Annotated in this window: 17 protein-coding genes; 5 read left to right on the top strand and 12 right to left on the bottom strand. The window is 72.6% G+C overall.

Going from position 1 to position 17724, the window contains the following annotated elements:
* The first annotated feature begins 53 nt into the window (after positions 1-53).
* The 3 genes from BX286_RS25790 (at position 54) to BX286_RS25780 (ending at position 3281) form a co-directional block, all read left to right on the top strand.
* A complete protein-coding gene (locus tag BX286_RS25790) occupies positions 54-566 on the top strand; it encodes a DinB family protein (RefSeq protein ID WP_079429910.1) in 513 nt (170 codons plus the stop codon).
* Positions 567-642: 76 nt separating this feature from the next.
* The gene (locus tag BX286_RS25785; RefSeq protein WP_398898805.1) at positions 643-2700 is read left to right on the top strand and encodes a penicillin acylase family protein; all 2058 of its coding nucleotides are present in this window, start codon (positions 643-645) and stop codon (positions 2698-2700) included.
* Positions 2697-3281, top strand: a complete 585-nt coding sequence (locus BX286_RS25780) for a GNAT family N-acetyltransferase (RefSeq protein ID WP_079429909.1) — start codon at positions 2697-2699, stop codon at positions 3279-3281. Before BX286_RS25785 ends, BX286_RS25780 begins: the two co-directional genes overlap by 4 nt.
* Here the strand turns inward: BX286_RS25780 and BX286_RS25775 are convergent.
* Positions 3259-4056: an alpha/beta fold hydrolase gene (locus BX286_RS25775; RefSeq protein ID WP_079429908.1), complete on the bottom strand. Its 798-nt coding sequence runs from the start codon at positions 4054-4056 to the stop codon at positions 3259-3261. The genes BX286_RS25780 and BX286_RS25775 overlap by 23 nt on opposite strands.
* A 157-nt stretch (positions 4057-4213) precedes the next feature.
* Between BX286_RS25775 and BX286_RS25770 the strand changes: the two genes are divergently transcribed.
* Both BX286_RS25770 and BX286_RS25765 read left to right on the top strand, forming a co-directional pair.
* Positions 4214-5038 carry a helix-turn-helix transcriptional regulator gene (locus tag BX286_RS25770; protein WP_079429907.1) on the top strand — a complete coding sequence of 275 codons (825 nt, stop codon included), beginning with the start codon at positions 4214-4216 and terminating at the stop codon, positions 5036-5038.
* A complete protein-coding gene (locus tag BX286_RS25765) occupies positions 5035-5274 on the top strand; it encodes a DUF397 domain-containing protein (protein WP_121016428.1) in 240 nt (79 codons plus the stop codon). Before BX286_RS25770 ends, BX286_RS25765 begins: the two co-directional genes overlap by 4 nt.
* A gap of 10 nt (positions 5275-5284) precedes the next feature.
* On the opposite strand, the gene BX286_RS25760 is transcribed toward BX286_RS25765, so the two are convergent.
* The 11 genes from BX286_RS25760 to BX286_RS25710 form a co-directional block, all read right to left on the bottom strand.
* Positions 5285-5812, bottom strand: a complete 528-nt coding sequence (locus tag BX286_RS25760) for a hypothetical protein (RefSeq protein WP_237293121.1) — start codon at positions 5810-5812, stop codon at positions 5285-5287.
* Between the two features lie 77 nt (positions 5813-5889).
* A complete protein-coding gene (gene gatB / locus BX286_RS25755) occupies positions 5890-7401 on the bottom strand; it encodes an Asp-tRNA(Asn)/Glu-tRNA(Gln) amidotransferase subunit GatB (protein ID WP_079429905.1) in 1512 nt (503 codons plus the stop codon).
* Positions 7402-7417: 16 nt separating this feature from the next.
* Entirely contained in the window at positions 7418-7597 is a 180-nt protein-coding gene (locus BX286_RS25750) for a hypothetical protein (RefSeq protein ID WP_237293363.1), read from the bottom strand.
* Between the two features lie 62 nt (positions 7598-7659).
* Positions 7660-9159 (bottom strand): Asp-tRNA(Asn)/Glu-tRNA(Gln) amidotransferase subunit GatA, encoded by a 1500-nt coding sequence (gene gatA / locus BX286_RS25745; protein WP_121016426.1) that lies wholly within the window; start codon positions 9157-9159, stop codon positions 7660-7662.
* 5 nt (positions 9160-9164) lie between these two features.
* Entirely contained in the window at positions 9165-9461 is a 297-nt protein-coding gene (gatC, locus tag BX286_RS25740) for an Asp-tRNA(Asn)/Glu-tRNA(Gln) amidotransferase subunit GatC (RefSeq protein WP_007266718.1), read from the bottom strand.
* A 224-nt stretch (positions 9462-9685) separates the two neighbouring features.
* Positions 9686-11866, bottom strand: coding sequence for a bifunctional diguanylate cyclase/phosphodiesterase (locus BX286_RS25735; protein ID WP_261993512.1), 2181 nt, complete (start codon positions 11864-11866; stop codon positions 9686-9688).
* A 357-nt stretch (positions 11867-12223) separates the two neighbouring features.
* Positions 12224-14425, bottom strand: a complete 2202-nt coding sequence (gene ligA / locus BX286_RS25730; RefSeq protein ID WP_079429902.1) for an NAD-dependent DNA ligase LigA — start codon at positions 14423-14425, stop codon at positions 12224-12226.
* A 31-nt stretch (positions 14426-14456) separates the two neighbouring features.
* Complete coding sequence (locus tag BX286_RS25725; protein ID WP_079429901.1) at positions 14457-15440, bottom strand: methionine synthase; 984 nt, start codon at positions 15438-15440, stop codon at positions 14457-14459.
* A complete protein-coding gene (locus BX286_RS25720) occupies positions 15437-16126 on the bottom strand; it encodes an SDR family oxidoreductase (RefSeq protein WP_079429900.1) in 690 nt (229 codons plus the stop codon). The genes BX286_RS25725 and BX286_RS25720 overlap by 4 nt, the downstream gene beginning before the upstream one ends.
* 67 nt (positions 16127-16193) lie before the next feature.
* Positions 16194-16538 (bottom strand): DUF1330 domain-containing protein, encoded by a 345-nt coding sequence (locus tag BX286_RS25715; protein ID WP_079429899.1) that lies wholly within the window; start codon positions 16536-16538, stop codon positions 16194-16196.
* Positions 16539-16631: 93 nt separating this feature from the next.
* Positions 16632-17633 carry a GlxA family transcriptional regulator gene (locus BX286_RS25710; protein ID WP_237293117.1) on the bottom strand — a complete coding sequence of 334 codons (1002 nt, stop codon included), beginning with the start codon at positions 17631-17633 and terminating at the stop codon, positions 16632-16634.
* Between the last annotated feature and the right edge of the window lie 91 nt (positions 17634-17724).

The raw sequence follows: 17724 nt of genomic DNA, 5'->3' as shown, positions 1-17724 counted from the left end.
CCCGGCCGCGAATCCGCTTCCCGGGCGGCCGCGGACACGGCAAGATCGCGCCCATGGACATCACGGAACGCATCGGCCCGCCCCTGACCGGGGACGAACGCGAGACCCTCCGCGCCTTCCTCGACTACCACCGCGCCACCCTCGCCTGGAAGTGCGACGGACTCACCGACGAGGAGCTGCGGCGCCAGGCCTCCCCTCCCTCCTCCCTCTCCCTGCTGGGCCTGGTCCGGCACATGGCGGAGGTGGAGCGCCAGTGGTTCCGCCGCACGATCGGCGGTGACACGGAGGTCCCCCACCTGTGGTCGGACAGCCGTGACTTCCAGGCCGCCTACGACGCCTCCGGCGCGACCCGCGCCGAGGCCTTCGCCGCCTGGGAGGCGGAGGTGGCGCACGCGCGCGCGGTGGAGGCGGCCGCCGACTCGCTGGACGTGACGGCGTACGTGCCGAAGTGGGAGGAGGAGGCCTCGCTGCGCCTGGTGATGCTGCACATGATCCACGAATACGCCCGCCACAACGGTCACGCCGACTTCCTCCGGGAGGCGATCGACGGCACCGTCGGCGCCTGACCGGACCTGGCGGCCACTCCTCCCCCGGACCCCCTTATAGTTAGGCCAGCCTAACCTAAGACACTGGGGGAAGAGCGTGAGCGCCGTGACCACCGAGGCCTACGAGGTCTACCGCGACAGCTGGGGCGTCCCGCACCTGCTCGCGTCCGACCCGCTCCGCCTCTCCTACGCCCAGGGCCGGATCACCGCCCGCGACCGGGCCTGGCAGCTGGAGGTGGAGCGGCACCGCGCGCAGGGCTCCAGCGCCTCGTTCCTCGGGGCCGACTGCGTGCCCTGGGACCGCTTCGCCCGCCAGGCCCGCCTCGACGACACGGCCCGCCGGTGCTTCGAGTCCCTGGACCCGGACACCGCCGCCTGGGTCGCCGCCTACGTCGACGGGGTCAACGCGGGCCTGGCCGAGGGCGCGGCCCGCGACGACCGCTTCGCCGCCGCCGGCCACACCCCGGCCCCCTGGGAGCCGTGGGTCCCGCTCTCGGTCTGGATCGGCACCCACATCCTGTTCGCGGGCTTCGCCACCAAGCTCTGGCGCGACCGCGTCGCCCGCGCCCTGGGCGACGGGGCCGCCACCCTCTTCGCCACCGACGGCCCGGGCACCGCCGGGAGCAACGGCTGGCTGGTCCCGGGCGACCGCACCGCCACCGGCGCCGCGATCATCGCGGGCGACCCGCACCGGTTCATCGAGGACCCGGGCGTCTACCAGCAGATCCGCCTCGCCTGCCCGGAGTACGACGTCCTCGGCCTGGCCGTCCCCGGCGTCCCGGGCCTGGCCCACTTCGGCCATGCCGGTTCCGTCGCCTGGGCCATCACCAACGCCATGGCCGACTACCAGGACCTCTACACCGAGCGGCTGCGCCCGGCGGCCTACGGCGTCGAGGCGCTGGGCCCCGGCGGCGCGTGGGAGCCCGTCGCCCGCCACACCGAGACCATCACGGTGGCCGGCGCCGAGGACGTCGAGGTGGAGGTCCTGGAGACCGCCCGCGGCCCGGTGATCGTCAACGACGACTCCGCCACCCTCTCCCTGCGCTACCCGCCCCGCGTCCGCGCCGACCTCGGCTTCGCCGCCCTGCCCGCCCTGCTGCGCGCCCGCACCGTCGCCGATGTGGACCGCGCCCTCGACGGCTGGGCCGAGCCCGTCAACGTGGTGCACGCCGCCGACACCCAGGGCGGCCTGCTGCACCGGGTCGCGGGCGCCGTCCCGCTGCGCGAGGCCGCCAACCGCCTGCGCCCGGTGCCCGCCTGGGAGGCCCGGCACGCCTGGCGGGGCTGGGCCGAGACCCCCGCCGAGCCGGTGCAGGGCTTCGCGGTGATGGCGAACGCGCGCGGGATCGCGTCCCCGCTCGGCGTGGAGTTCGCTCCCCCGCACCGCGCCGACCGGATCCGGGCCCTGCTCGGCGGGTCCGCCTACTGGTCCCCCCAGGCCATGGCCGAGGTCCACCGCGACACCTACCTGGCCTCCGCCGAACCGCTGCTCGCCCTGCTGCCGGGCCTCGGCACCCTCTCCCCCGCCGCGGCCGGACTCCGTGACCGGCTGCTGGCCTGGGACCGGCACATGGAGGCCGACAGCACCGACGCCGCCGTCTTCGCGGCCTTCCGCACGGCCGTCGTACGCCTTCTCGCGGCCGACCCGGCCTTCGCGGCCCTGGCGGGCGCCCCCACGGGCCCCGAGGTGTTCCACCCCTGGCTGTACCTGCTCCCCCGGGTCGGCTACGCCCTGGAGGGCCTCCTCACCACGCCCCTCCTGCCCGGCCTGGACCGCGCGGCGCACGTCCGCGCCGCCCTGGAGGAGACGGCGGCGGCCGACGCGCCCGAGGCCCCCTGGTCGGTCGCCCACCGCCTGACCCCCTGGCAGGCCGTACCGGACCCGGAGGCCGAATGGCCCGGCCTGGGCGGGGACCACGACTGCGTGAACGCCACCTCCTCCGTCCCCGGCGTCACCGACACCGTGGCCCGCGCCTCGGCGGCCCGCTACGTCTGGGACCTGGCCGACCGGGAGAACAGCCTCTGGGCCGTCCCGCTCGGGGCCGACGGCGTCACCGGCTCCCCCCACCACCGCGACCAGCTCCCGCTCTGGGCGCGCTGCGAACTCGTCCCGGTCGTCACCGACTGGACCCGCCTCACCAAGGAACCCTCATGACCCGCACCCCGGTCTACACCCACCGCGTCGAGGGCTTCGGCACGGTCTCCTTCGCCCCGGTCGACCCCGCCGCCGACGCCGCGCTGATCCACAGCTGGGTCACCGAGGAGCGCGCACGCTTCTGGGGCATGGGCGAAGCGAGCCGCGAGCTGGTGCAGGAGATCTACGAGGACGTGGACCGCCGCACCACCCACCACGCGTTCATGGTCGCCCTCGACGGGGAGCCGGTCGCCCTCTTCCAGACGTACGACTGCGCCGAGGACCGGGTCGGCGAGTGCTACGAGGTCCGCCCGGGGGACGTCGGCGTGCACCTGCTGCTCGCCCCCACCCGGGGATCGGCCCGGCGCGGCTTCACGGGGGCCCTCATGGAGGCCTTCCTCACCTACCTGTTCACGGACGGCGGCGCGCTGCGGATCGTCGGCGAACCCGACGCCCGCAACGCGAAGGCCATCGCCCTGCTGGAACGCACGGGCTTCGAGCTCGGCCCGGAGGTGGAACTCCCGGAGATCGACCTCCCCGAGGTCTACCTCCCGGCCAAGCCCGCCCGCCTGGCCTTCCTCAGCCGGCCCGCAGCTCACTGAGGAACTCCGTGATCAGCGCGGCCCATTCCGCCGGGCGCTCGGCGAAGGGGAGGTGCCCGGTGGGCAGTTCCGCGTACCGGGCGCCCGGCACGGCCTCGGCCAGCTCGCGCTGGAGCTCCAGGGGTACGAGCCGGTCCTCGGTGGTCGCGATCACCAGGGCCGGCACGGAGACCCCCGCGGCCTCCGCGCGCAGATCGGCCCCCTTGACCAGGTCGACCTGCCCCACCGTGCCGGCCGGCACGGAAGCGGCGGTCGCCCGCACCACCTCCTCGGCCTCCTCCGGGCTCAGCCCCTCAAACACCGCCGGGTTGAGCGCCAGCGGCACCATCAGCCGGGCCAGCATCTCGTTCTCACCCCGCGCGGCCAGCCCCGACCACAGGTCGGCGACCTGCTTCAGCCGGTTCCCCGCGCGGACGAAGCTGGCGGTGAGCACCAGCGCCGTGACCCGCTCGGGGTAGCGGGCGGCGACCCTGAGCGCCACGTTCCCCCCGAGGGAGTACCCGAGCACCGCGAAGGTCTCCAGCCCCTCGGCGTCGGCGGCGGCGACCAACTGGTCGGCGAGCTCGTCCAGCCGGAGCGGCCCCTCGGCCACCGGGGTGTTCCCGGCGCCGGGGTAGTCGACGGCGACGACGCTGTGCCCGGCGGCGAGCTCGTCGAGGATCGCCCCGAAGTTGCTCTCGACGGCGCCGCCCCCACCGTGGGCCAGCAGCAGACCGGGACCGCCGCTCTCCTTGCGGACGGTGCGGGCGTAGGGGGCGGTGGTGATGACGGACATGGCGGATCCTCTGCATTTCTGTAGCGGTCGTTGCAGATTGAACGATACACAGATTCCCTATCGATCGCTACAGAAATAACCCGTACAAGGATTCTGTACGGGTGGTGTACGTGCGGTTCGCGAGTCAGAGGCACCGCAAGAGGGGAAAGTGTCCGGCATGCCCCAACGCAACAGGCCCCAGCGCAACGGCTCTTGGAAGGTCGTCGGCGTCCTGCTGGCCCATCAGCGCAAGCTCGCCGGACTGACCCAGGCCGCACTGGCCGAACAGGCCCACTGCGACGTCGAATCCATCGCCTCGGTGGAACAGGGCCGTCGACCCCTGTCCGTGAAGATGGCCCAGGTCCTGGAGACCCACCTCGACGCGAACGGGGCCCTGTTCAAGTCAGCGGCGGCCATCCCGCGCCGGGAGCGATATCCGGCGTTCGCACGGGAGTACATGGAACACGAGGCGGAGGCGCTGAGTCTGCTCTGGTACGAGAACGCGGCCGTCCCCGGCCTGCTCCAGACTCCACAATACGCGGAGGCGGTCTTCTCGAACTTCTATCCGCCCATGCCCGCCGACCAGATCGCCCAGTCGACCGAAGACCGGATCGCCCGGCAGAGCCTCTTCCACCGCACACCACAGCCGCCGGTCATGCACTTCATCATCGAACAGTCCGTGCTGGAGCGGCCGATCGGCGGCCGGGAGGTCCTGCGCGGACAGCTGCGCCACCTGCGCGAGATGGCCGAACTCCCCTTCGTGACCATCCAGATCATGCGCACCGACCGCGAGACCCACGCGGGCCTCAACGGCCCCATGATCCTCCTGGAGACCCCCGACCACGACCAACTCGGCTACCTGGAAGGGCAGCACGTCAGCTTCCTCCAGGACGACCCGGACGAGGTCCATCTCCTCCATCTCAAGTATGGGATGCTGCGTTCGCAGGCGCTCTCCATCGAGCAGAGCAAGAGCCTGCTGGACGATCTGCTAGGAGAGTCATGACGCACCAACTGGTCTGGTTCAAGTCGAGCTACAGCAGTGACGCGGGGGGCGCATGCGTCGAAGTCGCCTGCCATTGGCGGAAGTCGAGCTACAGCGGCGATGCGGGCGGTGCATGCGTCGAGGTGGCCGCCCACCCCGCCGCCGTGCACATCCGTGACTCCAAGGTCACCGACGGCCCCGTCCTGACGGTGGCGCCCACCACCTGGGCGGCCTTCGTCGGCAGCACCACCCGCTGAGCCCGCCCGCTCAGCCGGACGACACCCCGAGGTCCGCGCGCATGGCCGCGCGCATCTCCCGGAGCAGGTCCCAGATCGCCTGCTGGGCCCGGGAGACCGTCTCCATGGTCTCGCCCTCCTCGGGGGCGTCCCGCTCCAGGCGTTTGACCTGCCCGTAGACCAGGTTCAGGGCGTGGTTGACGGCGGTAGCGGGGCCGAGGACGGAGTCCGGGGCGATCATCTGCGCCTCCGAGTACGTGTCCCGGTGCGCGGCCTTCGCCGCGTCGAGCGCCTCCCGGTCCGCGTCCTCGATGCCGCGCTCCCGCATCGCGTGCAGGTGGCGGTTGAGCGCGGTGGTGAACTGCCGGGAGTCCCGGTTGAGGGCCGTGTAGCAGGCGCGCCGCAGCGCCAGGTTCTCCCGTACCTCCTCGTGCGCCCGCACGAGTTCTATCTCCCGCCGCTTCGCCCGCTCGGCTCCCCGCTGCGTGAGCAGCGCCCCGCCCAGCGTCCCCGCCACGCCCACGACGGCGATGACCATCGCCCCGATCTCCACCCGCATCCCCCTCCGCGCAAACGGGGGCGGCCCGTGCCGATCGGGTCGATCGGTACGGGCCGCCGCCTCACAGCCGTCCTGAACTACTCGGAGACGCCGAGCTTCTCCAGGATGAGCTCCTTGACTCGGGCCGCGTCGGCCTGGCCGCGGGTGGTCTTCATGACCGCGCCGACCAGGGCGCCGACGGCGGCGATCTTGCCGCCGCGGATCTTGTCGGCGATGGCCGCGTTGCCCGCGATGGCCTCGTCCACGGCCGCGCCCAGCGCGCCCTCGTCCGAGACGACCTTCAGGCCGCGCTTCTCGACGACCTCGTCCGGGGTGCCCTCGCCGGCGAGGACGCCCTCGATGACCTGGCGGGCCAGCTTGTCGTTCAGGTCGCCGGCCGCGACCAGGGCCGCGACACGGGCCACCTGGGCCGGGGTGATCGGCAGCTCGTCGACCGAGACGCCCTGCTCGTTGGCGTTGCGGGCCAGCTCGCCCATCCACCACTTGCGGGCGGCGGCCGAGTCGGCGCCCTCCTCGATCGTGGCGACGATGGAGTCCACCGCGCCCGCGTTGAGGATGGACTGCATGTCGTGCTCGCTCACGCCCCACTCCTCGCGGAGGCGGTTGCGGCGCACGCGCGGCATCTCCGGGAGGGCGGCGCGCAGCTCCTCGACCCAGGCGCGGGCCGGGGCGACGGGGACCAGGTCGGGCTCCGGGAAGTACCGGTAGTCCTCGGCGTTGTCCTTGATGCGGCCGGCCGTGGTGGAGCCGTCCTCCTCGTGGAAGTGCCGGGTCTCCTGCACGATGGAGCCGCCCGACGAGAGCACCGCCGCGTGGCGCTGGATCTCGAAGCGGGCCGCGCGCTCGACGGAGCGCAGCGAGTTGACGTTCTTCGTCTCCGAACGGGTGCCGAATTCCTTCGTCCCGTTCGGGCGCAGCGACAGGTTGACGTCGCAGCGCATCTGGCCCTTGTCCATGCGGGCCTCGGAGACGCCGAGCGCCTTGATGACCTCGCGGAGCTCCGCCACGTACGCCTTGGCGACCTCGGGGGCCCGCTCGCCGGCGCCCTCGATCGGCTTGGTGACGATCTCGATGAGGGGGATGCCGGCGCGGTTGTAGTCCAGCAGGGAGTGGGACGCGCCGTGGATACGGCCGGTGGCGCCGCCGACGTGCAGCGACTTGCCGGTGTCCTCCTCCATGTGGGCGCGCTCGATCTCCACGCGGAAGACCTCGCCGTCCTCCAGCTGGACGTCCAGGTAGCCGTTGAAGGCGATCGGCTCGTCGTACTGGGAGGTCTGGAAGTTCTTCGGCATGTCCGGATAGAAGTAGTTCTTCCGGGCGAAGCGGCACCACTCGGCGATCTCGCAGTTCAGCGCGAGACCGATCTTGACGGCGGACTCGACGCCGATCGCGTTGACGACCGGGAGCGAGCCGGGGAGACCGAGGCAGGTGGGGCAGGTCTGCGAGTTGGGCTCGGCGCCCAGCTCGGTGGAGCAGCCGCAGAACATCTTGGTCTTGGTGCCGAGCTCGACATGGACCTCAAGGCCCATGACGGGGTCGTACGACGCGAGGGCGTCCTCGTACGACAGCAGTTCGGTGAAGGTGGTCACGGTGAAACTTTCCCTCTCAGCCCAGCAGGACGTCGTCGTCGCCCAGGCGCTTCAGCTCGCGGTACAGGATCGCGAGGCCGGTGACGATGGCGGCGGCGGACACGACGGCGTCGACGAGCTGCAGCGTGTCGTGCTCGGTGCGGGCCTTGCGGGCCTGCTTGATCACGCTGAAGGCACCGAAGGCGGTGGTGCCCATCGACAGGTAGGTCCCGGCCTTCGACTTCTTGAAGCCCTTGGCCTTGGACAGTGCACTGGAACTCACAGCGACGGAGCCTCCTCAAGCAGCGGGTGGCCCCAGCGCTCGACGAAGGCGGCCTCGACGGCCGCGCCGACCTTGTAGAGACGGTCGTCCTTCATCGCCGGGGCGATGATCTGCAGACCCACCGGCAGGCCGTCCTCCGGTGCCAGGCCGCAGGGCAGCGACATGGCGGAGTTGCCGGCCAGGTTGGTCGGGATGGTGCACAGGTCCGCGAGGTACATCGCCAGCGGGTCGTCGGTGCGCTCACCGATGGCGAAGGCGGTGGTCGGGGTCGTCGGGGAGACGATCACGTCGACCTGCTCGAAGGACTTCTCGAAGTCCTTCGAGATGAGCGTGCGGACCTTCTGGGCGGAGCCGTAGTACGCGTCGTAGTAGCCGGAGCTGAGCGCGTACGTGCCGAGGATGATGCGGCGCTTGACCTCGTCGCCGAAGCCGGCTTCGCGGGTCAGGGCGGTGACGTCCTCGGCGGACCTCGTGCCGTCGTCGCCGACGCGCAGGCCGTAGCGCATGGCGTCGAAGCGGGCCAGGTTGGAGGAGCACTCGGACGGCGCGATCAGGTAGTACGCGGCCATGGCGAGGTCGAAGGACGGGCAGTCCAGCTCGACGATCTCGGCGCCGAGCTCCTTGAGGAGCTCGACCGACTCGTCGAAGCGCTGCACGACGCCGGCCTGGTAGCCCTCGCCGCGGAACTGCTTGACCACGCCGACGCGCATGCCGACGACGGAGCCGTTGCGGGCGGCCTCGACGACCGGCGGGACCGGGGCGTCGATGGAGGTGGAGTCGAGCGGGTCGTGGCCGGCGATGACCTCGTGGAGGAGGGCCGCGTCCAGGACCGTACGGGCGCACGGGCCGCCCTGGTCCAGGGAGGAGGAGAAGGCCACCATGCCGTAGCGGGAGACGCCGCCGTAGGTGGGCTTCACGCCGACGGTGCCGGTGACGGCGGCGGGCTGGCGGATGGAGCCGCCGGTGTCCGTGCCGATGGCGAGCGGGGCCTGGAAGGCGGCCAGGGCGGCCGCGGAGCCGCCGCCGGAGCCGCCGGGGATCTTGGTGAGGTCCCACGGGTTGCCGGTCGGGCCGTACGCGCTGTTCTCGGTGGAGGACCCCATGGCGAACTCGTCCATGTTGGTCTTGCCGAGGATGACGACGTCGGCTTCCTTGAGCTTGCGCGTCAGGGTGGCGTCGTAGGGCGGGATCCAGCCTTCGAGGATCTTCGAACCGACGGTGGTCGGGACGCCGACCGTGGTGAAGATGTCCTTGAGGGCGAGCGGGACGCCGGCCAGCGGGCCGAGCTTCTCGCCCGCGGCGCGCTTGGCGTCCACGGCACGGGCCTGCGCGAGGGCGCCCTCGCGGTCGACGTGGAGGAAGGCGTGGACCTTCTCGTCGGTCGCGTCGATACGGGCGAGGTGGGCCTCGGTGACCTCGACGGCCGTCAGCTCGCCGGAGGCGATCTTCTCGGCGGTCTCGGCGGCCGTCAGCTTGATGATGTGGGTGTCAGCCATGGTGATTAGTCCTCCCCCAGGATCTGCGGCACCTTGAAACGCTGCTGCTCCTGGGCGGGAGCGCCGGAAAGCGCCTGCTCGGGGGTGAGCGAGGGACGGACCTCGTCCGCGCGCATGACGTTCGTCAGCGGGAGCGGGTGGGAGGTCGGCGGGACGTCTTGGTCGGCGACCTCGGAAACGCGGGCGACCGCGCCGATGATGTCGTCGAGCTGTCCGGCGAAGTGGTCGAGCTCTTCGCTCTTCAGCTCCAGACGTGCCAGCCGAGCGAGGTGGGCGACCTCCTCGCGCGTGATGCCAGGCATGCAGCGATCCTCTGGGGGTGGTGAGTGTGTGGTTTCGGACCCAATCCTATGGGGCCCGGCCCTGGACCTGGTAAACGGTTTGCCGGTGGGCCGGGGCACGGGGGGCGTGCCGCTGCGCGGAGCCGTCTCCCCGCCCCGCCCTTTCTCCGTTTCCTGGGGCTCCGCCCCAGACCTCGCGCCTCAAACGCCGGCGAGGCTATAGACAGCCCCGCGCAGCGGCGACGTCACGGGGCCGGGGTGTCGGCTGCGGCGGCGAGTTCCGCCGTGATGTCCGCCGGGCGGCGCCAGCCGCGTTCGCCCCGGGCCAGGAGCCAGGCCGTGGCCTCCTGGGGCGGCATCGCGGCGGCCACCAGCCAGCCCTGGACCGCGTCGCAGCCCAGGTCCCGCAGGCGTTCCCACGTCTCGTCGTCCTCGACGCCCTCCGCGACGACCAGGAGGCCCAGGGAGTGGGCCAGGTCGACCGTGCAGCGGACGATCTCCGCGTCCTGGGCGTCGACCGCCAGCCGGGCCACGAACGAGCGGTCGATCTTCAGCTCGCTCACCGGGAGGCGGCGCAGGTGGACGAGGGAGGAGTAGCCCGTGCCGAAGTCGTCCAGCGACATCTTGACGCCGTGGCCCGTGAGGCCCGCCATGGTGTCGGCCGCGCGCTGCGGGTCCTCCAGCAGGACGTGTTCCGTTATCTCCAGCTGGAGGCCGCTCGCCGGCACCCCGTGGCGGGCCAGGCGGGCCGCCACGGCGCCCGCGAAGCCGGGGGTGTGGACGTCGCGCGGGGAGACGTTGACCGCGACCGGGACCTTCAGGCCCTGGGCGCGCCAGCGGGCGACCTGGGCCAGGGCGGTCTCCAGGACGTACTCGGTCAGGTGCGGCATCAGGCCGGAGGTCTCGGCGATGGCGATGAACTCGTCGGGAGGGACCCGGCCGCGTTCCGGGTGGACCCAGCGGACCAGGGCTTCGAGGCCGGCCACCTGGCCGTCGAAGCGGACCTTGGGCTGGTAGTGGAGTTCCACCTCGCCCGCGTCCAGGGCGCGGCGCAGGTCGCCCAGGAGCCCGAGGCGGTCGGGCGTGTTGCTGTCGCGTTTGGACTCGTAGACCTCCACGCCCGTGCGGTCCCGCTTGGCCTGGTACATGGCGACGTCGGCCCGGCGCAGCAGGCCTTCCGCGTCCAGGGCGTGCTCGGGGAAGACGGCGAGGCCCGCGCTGGCCTCCAGGACGAGGGTCAGCCCGTCCAGGTCCAGCGGGGAGCTGAGCTCGGCGACCAGGTGGCGGGCGACCCGCTGGGCGCTGGTGGTGGAGTCGGTGGTGGGCAGGAGGACCGCGAACTCGTCGCCGCCGAGTCGGGCCGCCTCCGCATCCTGCGGGAGGGCCTGGCGCAGGCGGGCGGCGATCTGGAGGAGGAGCCGGTCGCCGGCGAGGTGGCCGAGGGTGTCGTTGACGGCGCGGAAGCGGTCCAGGTCGATCAGCACAAGAGCTGACCGGGTGCCCAAACGTTCAGCCTCGTCCAGCGCGGTCCAGGTCCGCTCCAGCAGCCACTGCCGGTTCGGCAGCCCGGTCAGCGGGTCGCGCAGCTGCTCCTCGGCGCGGGCCCGGGCGATCCACAGCGTGGAGTCGAGGGCGATGAGCGGTACGGCGAACAGCGGCAGCAGCACGGGCTGGGTGCTGGCGACCACGCAGATCAGCGGGGCGATGCCGAGCAGGGCGGCCGCCACCAGGGCCTGGCGCAGGAGGGCGGTGCGGGCCACCGTGGGCAGACCGCCGCCGGGCGGGGTGAGCGCGAACCACAGCAGGACCCGGGTGACGAGGAGGTAGGCGACGGCCACCAGGGCCACCTCGGGCTCGGCGGCCAGGTCCCAGGTGGTGGGCAGCCACGGCGACTCCACGCTGGGCGCGTCCCCGAAGGCCGCCAGGACGAGGGCGCCGGCGCCGATGCCGAGGATGTCGACGCAGCCGTGCAGCAGCCCTTGCCGCCAGCGGTGCCGGCGCGCGGCCCCGACGAGGGAGACCACCGCCAGCGAGACCAGTCCGGCGGGGACCCAGCCGTAGAGGATGAGCACGCCGAGGGTGAGGGCGGCGCCCGAGCCCGTACCGCCCCACCAGCGGTCCCGGCCGAGGGCGACGAGGTGGCCGACGATGATGCCGGTGAGCAGGGCCAGCGCCCAGCCGACCGGGCCGCCCGGGAACAGCGCCTGACGGGCGGTCAGCGCGGCGGCGATCCCGCCCGCGAGCACCACGGCGGCGACGCCCACGACGGCCGCGGGCAGCACGGTGCGCCGCTGCTGCCCCGCTCCGCTGTCCAGGGGACGGGTCTGCGGTGTCCTGGCACCCAGGACACCGAGCCGGGCCGCCCGCAAGGACGGGTGTTCCCCGCCGAATTCAGGTGACGGGTCGGCGCTTTCGGTGGGTTTCATGCCCGTCCCTCTCACAGCCGGCGATGCCGATGTCGCGCGATGGCCCCGATGTCATGCCCTCACGGCTGGAAGGCACCTCAGGCAGCCGCGCACGACAGGCGCACCCCACAACAGTAGGACGGGAGAGGCTCCCAGGGGCAGCAGTCGGCGGTGGTTGCCCGAATGCGACCCAGCCATCCTCATCAGTACGGTATCCGCCGAACGGGTGAGTTTGGACCAGGACCCCCCCGTCACCCCTCCGATGATCCGACAGCTCACCGGCCTTCGACCAGCCGTGTACCGGCCGTTTACCACCGGGCGCCGCGCCGGGCGTGCGCCCGCCCGTACGGCCGCCCGCCGCGCATCCGTTCGCGGTGTTTACTCCCCTTGGGCCGCGCCGTCCAGCGGGAGCGCCGCCTCGCGGGCCGCGTCGGGCCCCTGTTCGAGCAGGACGGCGAAACCGGCGTCGTCGAGGATGGGGAGCTTCAGCTGGACGGCCTTGTCGTACTTCGAGCCGGGGTTGTCGCCGGCCACGACGAAGGAGGTCTTCTTCGACACCGAGCCGGTCACCTTGGCGCCCCGGCTCTGCAGGGCCTCCTTGGCGCCGTCACGGGTGTGGCTCTGGAGGGTGCCCGTGACGACGACGGTCAGGCCCTCCAGCGGGCGCGGGCCCTCCTCCTCGCCGGAACCTTCCTCCTCCATGCGCACGCCGGCCGCCCGCCACTTGCGGAGGATCTCCTGGTGCCAGTCGACGGCGAACCATTCCTTCAGGGAGGCGGCGATGATCGCGCCGACGCCCTCGGTCGCGGTCAGCTCCTCCTCGGTGGCCTGTTCGATGCGGTCGATCGACCGGAACTCGCGGGCCAGGGCCTCCGCGGCGACCGGGCCGACGTGCCGGATGGAGAGGCCGTTGATGATCCGGGCCAGCGGGCGCTGCTTGGCGGCGGCGATGTTCTCCAGCATGGCCAGGGCGTTCTTCTTCGGCTCGCCCTTCTGGTTGGCGAAGACCGTGACGATCTTCTCCTCGCCCGTCTTCGGGTCCCGCTTGGGCAGCCCGCTGTCCTGGTCGAGGACGTACGCCTTGATGGGCAGCAGCTGCTCGATGGTGAGGTCGAAGAGGTCGCCCTCGTCGCGCAGCGGCGGCTGCGCCGGCTCCAGCGGCCCGGTGAGGGCGGCGGCGGCCACCATGCCGAAGTTCTCGATGTCCAGGGACTGCCGCCCGGCCAGGTAGAACAGCCGTTCGCGCAACTGGGCGGGGCAGCTCTGCCCGTTGGGGCAGCGGACGTCGATGTCGCCCTCCTTCATCGGGCGCAGGGGCGTCCCGCACTCGGGGCACTCGGCCGGCATCACGAACTCCCGCTCGCTGCCGTCGCGCAGGTCCACCACCGGGCCCAGGATCTCGGGGATGACGTCGCCCGCCTTGCGCAGCACGACGGTGTCCCCGATGAGGACTCCCTTGGCCTTGACGACCTCCTGGTTGTGCAGCGTCGCGAACTCGACCTCGGAGCCGGCCACCGTCACGGGCTCGACCTGCGCGTACGGGGTGACGCGCCCGGTGCGGCCGACGCCGACCTTGATGTCGATCAGCTTGGTGTTGACCTCTTCCGGGGCGTACTTCCAGGCGATCGCCCAGCGCGGGGCGCGGGCCGTGGAGCCGAGGCGGCCCTGGAGGGCGATCTCGTCCAGCTTGACGACCACCCCGTCGATCTCGTGCTCCACGGAGTGCCGGTTCTCGCCGAAGCGGGCGATGAACGCGCGCACCTCCTCCAGGGAGGACACCACCTCGTTGTGCCGGGCGGTGGGCAGGCCCCACTCGCGCAGCAGCTCGTACGCCTGCGACTGGCGCTCGATCTCGAAGCCCTCGCGGGCGCCGATGCCGTGCACGACCATGTGGAGCGGACGGGTCGCGGTGACCTTGGGGTCCTTCTGGCGCAGCGACCCGGCCGCGGCGTTGCGCGGGTTGGCGAAGGGCTTGCCCTCGGCCTCCACCAGGCGGGCGTTGAGCTCCTCGAACTTCTCCATCGGGAAGTACACCTCGCCGCGGATCTCCACGAGCGCCGGGATCCGGTCCCCCTTGAGGCGGTCCGGGATCTCGGCGATGGTGCGGACGTTGGGCGTGATGTCCTCGCCCGTGCGGCCGTCGCCACGGGTGGCGGCGCGGGTCAGGCGGCCGTTCTCGTAGGTGAGGTTGACCGCGAGGCCGTCCACCTTGAGCTCGCACAGGTAGTGGTAGTCCGGGGTGTTCACGTCCCTGGCGACCCGCTCGGCCCAGGCGGACAGCTCCTCGTCGTCGAAGGCGTTGTCGAGGGAGAGCATCCGCTCGCGGTGCTCGACCGAGGCGAAGTCCGTCTCGTACGCCCCGGCGACCTTCTGGGTGGGCGAGTCGGGCGTGCGCAGCTCGGGGTACTGCTCCTCCAGGGCCTCCAGTGAGCGCAGCAGCTGGTCGAACTCGGCGTCGCTGACGACCGGCTGGTCGTTCACGTAGTACCGGAAGCGGTGCTCCTCGACCTGCTCCGCGAGCAGCTGGTGCTGCTCGCGCGCCGCCGTCGGTACTGCCGTGTCCTGCTGTTCGGCTGCCATGCCGTGTCCTCCCGTGGCCCGTCCTCGACCGTCACTCAGGGTTGTCGGCGAGTGACCTCGCCGCCCTGACGCAGTGGGCCTGCGCCGCGCGGGCGTACGCGGGCGAGGCGCCCGCCAGGCCGCACGACGGGGTGACCGTGACGGACTCGGCGAGAGTCCCCGGGGCCAGCCCCAGCCTGCGCCAAAGCTTCCTGACACCCATGACGCTACCGCCCGGGTCCGACAACGGGCCGTCGGTGCCCGGCACCACTCCGGCGAAGAGTTTCATGCCGCCCTCGACGGCCTCGCCGATGGCGTCGTCCTCGCGCTCGGTGAGCAGGGAGAAATCGAACGAGACGGCCGCTGCGCCGGCCCGGCGCAGCAGGGCGAAGGGCACGCCGGGCGCGCAGGAGTGCACGACGACCTCGCCGTCGTGGACGGAGAAGAGGTCGCGCAGGGTGCTCTCGACGACCTGCCGGTCCACCGCCCGGTAGGTGCGGTAGCCGCTGGCGGAGCGCACCCGGCCGCTCAGCACGGCGGTGAGCGAGGGCTCGTCGTACTGGAGCACGATCTCGGCGCCGGGGACGCGCTTGCGGACATCGGCGAGGTGGCCGCGCAGGCCCTCGGCGAGGGAGGCGGCCAGGTCGCGGCAGGCTCCGGCGTCCTGGAGGACGGCCTCACCGCCGTGCAGTTCGAGGGCGGCGGCCAGGGTCCACGGGCCGACGGCCTGGACCTTGAGCCTGCCGGTGTAGCCCTGGGTGAACTCCTCCAGCGCGTCGAGGTCTTCGCCGAGCCAGGAGCGGGCCCGCCGGGTGTCGCGGCCGGGGCGGTCGCTGATCCGCCAGCCGCTGGGCTCGACGTGGGCGTAGAGGTCGACGAGCAGCCCGAGGGAGCGGCCGATCATGTCGGCGCCGGGTCCGCGGGCGGGGAGTTCGGGCAGGTACGGGAAGTCCTCGAAGGAGCCCGTGGCGGTCTTGGCGGCCTCGCGGGCGTCGCCGCCCGGCAGGGATCCGACGCCGGTGGCACCCCCGGTCATCGGCCGGGCCTGACGCTCAGGTCGTTGACCTCGGCGTCGCGCGGCAGGTCGACGGCCATGACGATGGTGGTGGCCACCGACTCGGGGTCGATCCAGTCGGCGGGGTCGTACTCCTTGCCCTCCTGCGAGTGGACCTTGGCCTGCATGGGGCTGGCGGTGCGGCCGGGGTAGACGGAGGTGACGCGGATGCCGTTGGCCTTCTCCTCGCCGCGCAGGGAGTCGGCGAGGGCCTTGAGGCCGTGCTTGGAGGCCGCGTAGGCGCTCCAGTCGGCGTGGGCGGTCAGGCCGGCGCCGGAGTTGACGAAGACGACGGTCGCCTTGGAGGCCCGCAGGGTGGGCAGCAGCAGGCGGGTGACCTCGGCGGGGGCGATCAGGTTGACGTTGAGCTGCTGGTGCCAGGTCTTGGGGCGCAGCTCGCCGACGGGGCCGAGGTCGACGATCCCGGCGATGTGCAGGAGGGAGTCGATCCGCTCGGGCATCGGCTGCTTGGAGAAGGCCCACGACAGCCGGTCGGGGTCCGCGAGGTCGCCGACGAGGGTCCGCGCGCCGGGGTAGCGCTCGACGAGCTGCCGGGCGCGGCCGGCGTCACGGGCGAGCAGGACGAGGTCGTCGCCGCGGGCGTGCAGGCGGGCGGCGACTGCGGCGCCGATGCCGGAGCCGGCGCCGGTGATCAGGTGAGTAGGCATACGGCCATGCTCGCACCCCGCGCCCGCCGCCGGCCCCGCCACCCGGGGCCGGCCGGCGCGGGCGGCGTCAGAGCCCGGCGGACTCGCGGAGGGCCGCGGCCGTCTTCGTGGCGTCGTAGCCCGCCGGGACGCCCTCGACCAGGAGGATGTCGGCGCTGATGTGGCGGGTGCGCAAGGGCAGGATCTCCTGGTAGGCGGGGGACGCGTACCAGGCGCGGGCGCGCTCGATGTCCGGGAAGGCGATGATCACGAGGTCGCCGGGGAAGGAGCCCTCCAGGACCTCGACCGGGTTGCCGTGGACGAGGAAGCGGCCCTCGAAGGGGTCCATCGTGGCCTGGATGGTCTCGATGTAGCGGAGGATCTCCTCGTTCATCGTCTCGGGACGTATGTGGCCGATGGCGTAGGCAGTCATGTCTGGCTCCCGATTCCCTTGTCCGGACGGCTTGTTGATCTCATCCTGGCAGGGCGGGGCGGGCCGGTCGATTACCCCCGGGGTCATGGCGGGTCATCCGGGCCGGCCGGCCGGGGCGGCGGGCCGGAAGGTCCTGCGGTAGGCGACAGGAGAGACGCCGAGGGCCGTGCGCATGTGCTGGCGCAGGGAGTTGGCGGTGCCGAAGCCCGCCCGGTGCGCGACCAGGTCGACGGGCAGGTCGCTGGACTCCAGCAGCTGGCGGGCGACCTCCAGGCGCTGGCCGGTGAGCCACTGGACGGGGGTCATGCCGACCTCGTCGCGGAAGCGCCGGGTGAAGGTGCGCAGGCTCATCCGGGCGTGGGCGGCGAGCTCGGCGAGGGTGACCGGCTCGGCGAGCCGTTCCAGGGCCCAGGCGCGGGTGGCGGTGGTGGTGGCGACCGTGGGGGCGGGGACGGGGCGGTCGATGTACTGGGCCTGCCCGCCGTCGCGCCAGGGCGGTACGACGCACAGCCGGGCGGCGCGGTTGGCGACGGCGGTGCCGTGGTCCTGGCGGACCAGGTAGAGGCAGAGGTCCACGCCCGCGGCCACTCCGGCGGAGGTGAGGACGTCGCCGTCGTCTACGAAGAGCACTTCGTCGTCCAGCCGGACGCGCGGGAAGGCCCGCTGGAACTCGGGTGCGTGCAGCCAGTGGGTGGTGGCGGGGCGGCCGTCGAGGAGTCCGGCGGCGGCGAGGACGTAGGAGCCCGTGCAGATGGACACCAGGCGGGTGCCGGGCCGGATGGCGGCGAGGGCGTCCACCAGGGCCTGCGGGAGCGGGGCGCCGTGCGCGAGCTCGTCCATGGCGTGGGTGGGCGGGATGATCACGGTGTCGGCGGCGGCGAGGGCTTCCGGGCCGGCCGCGACGCCCACGGTGAAGCCCGCGTCGCTGGCGACGGGCTGCCCGTCGGCGGTGCAGACGGTGATCTCGTAGAGCGGCTGCCCGGCGTTGTCGAAGGCGTTGCCGAAGACCCGTGAGGGGATGCCGAGCTCGAAGGGCGGGACGCCCTCCAGGGCGAGGACCGCGATCCGGTGCCGTGCGGGCGTGCTGCTCTCCATGGCCAGATCCTGTCGCATAGTGGCTGTCTGGCCACCACCATACGCCTCCTCCGCCAGCCAGTCTGGTGTCGTCGCCCGGAGAACCCGGGCG

Origin of the sequence: Streptomyces sp. 3211.6 (assembly GCF_003634815.1) — a bacterium.
Classification (GTDB): Bacteria; Actinomycetota; Actinomycetes; order Streptomycetales; family Streptomycetaceae; genus Streptomyces; species Streptomyces katrae_A.
This window is presented reverse-complemented; position numbering and strand designations above follow the sequence as displayed.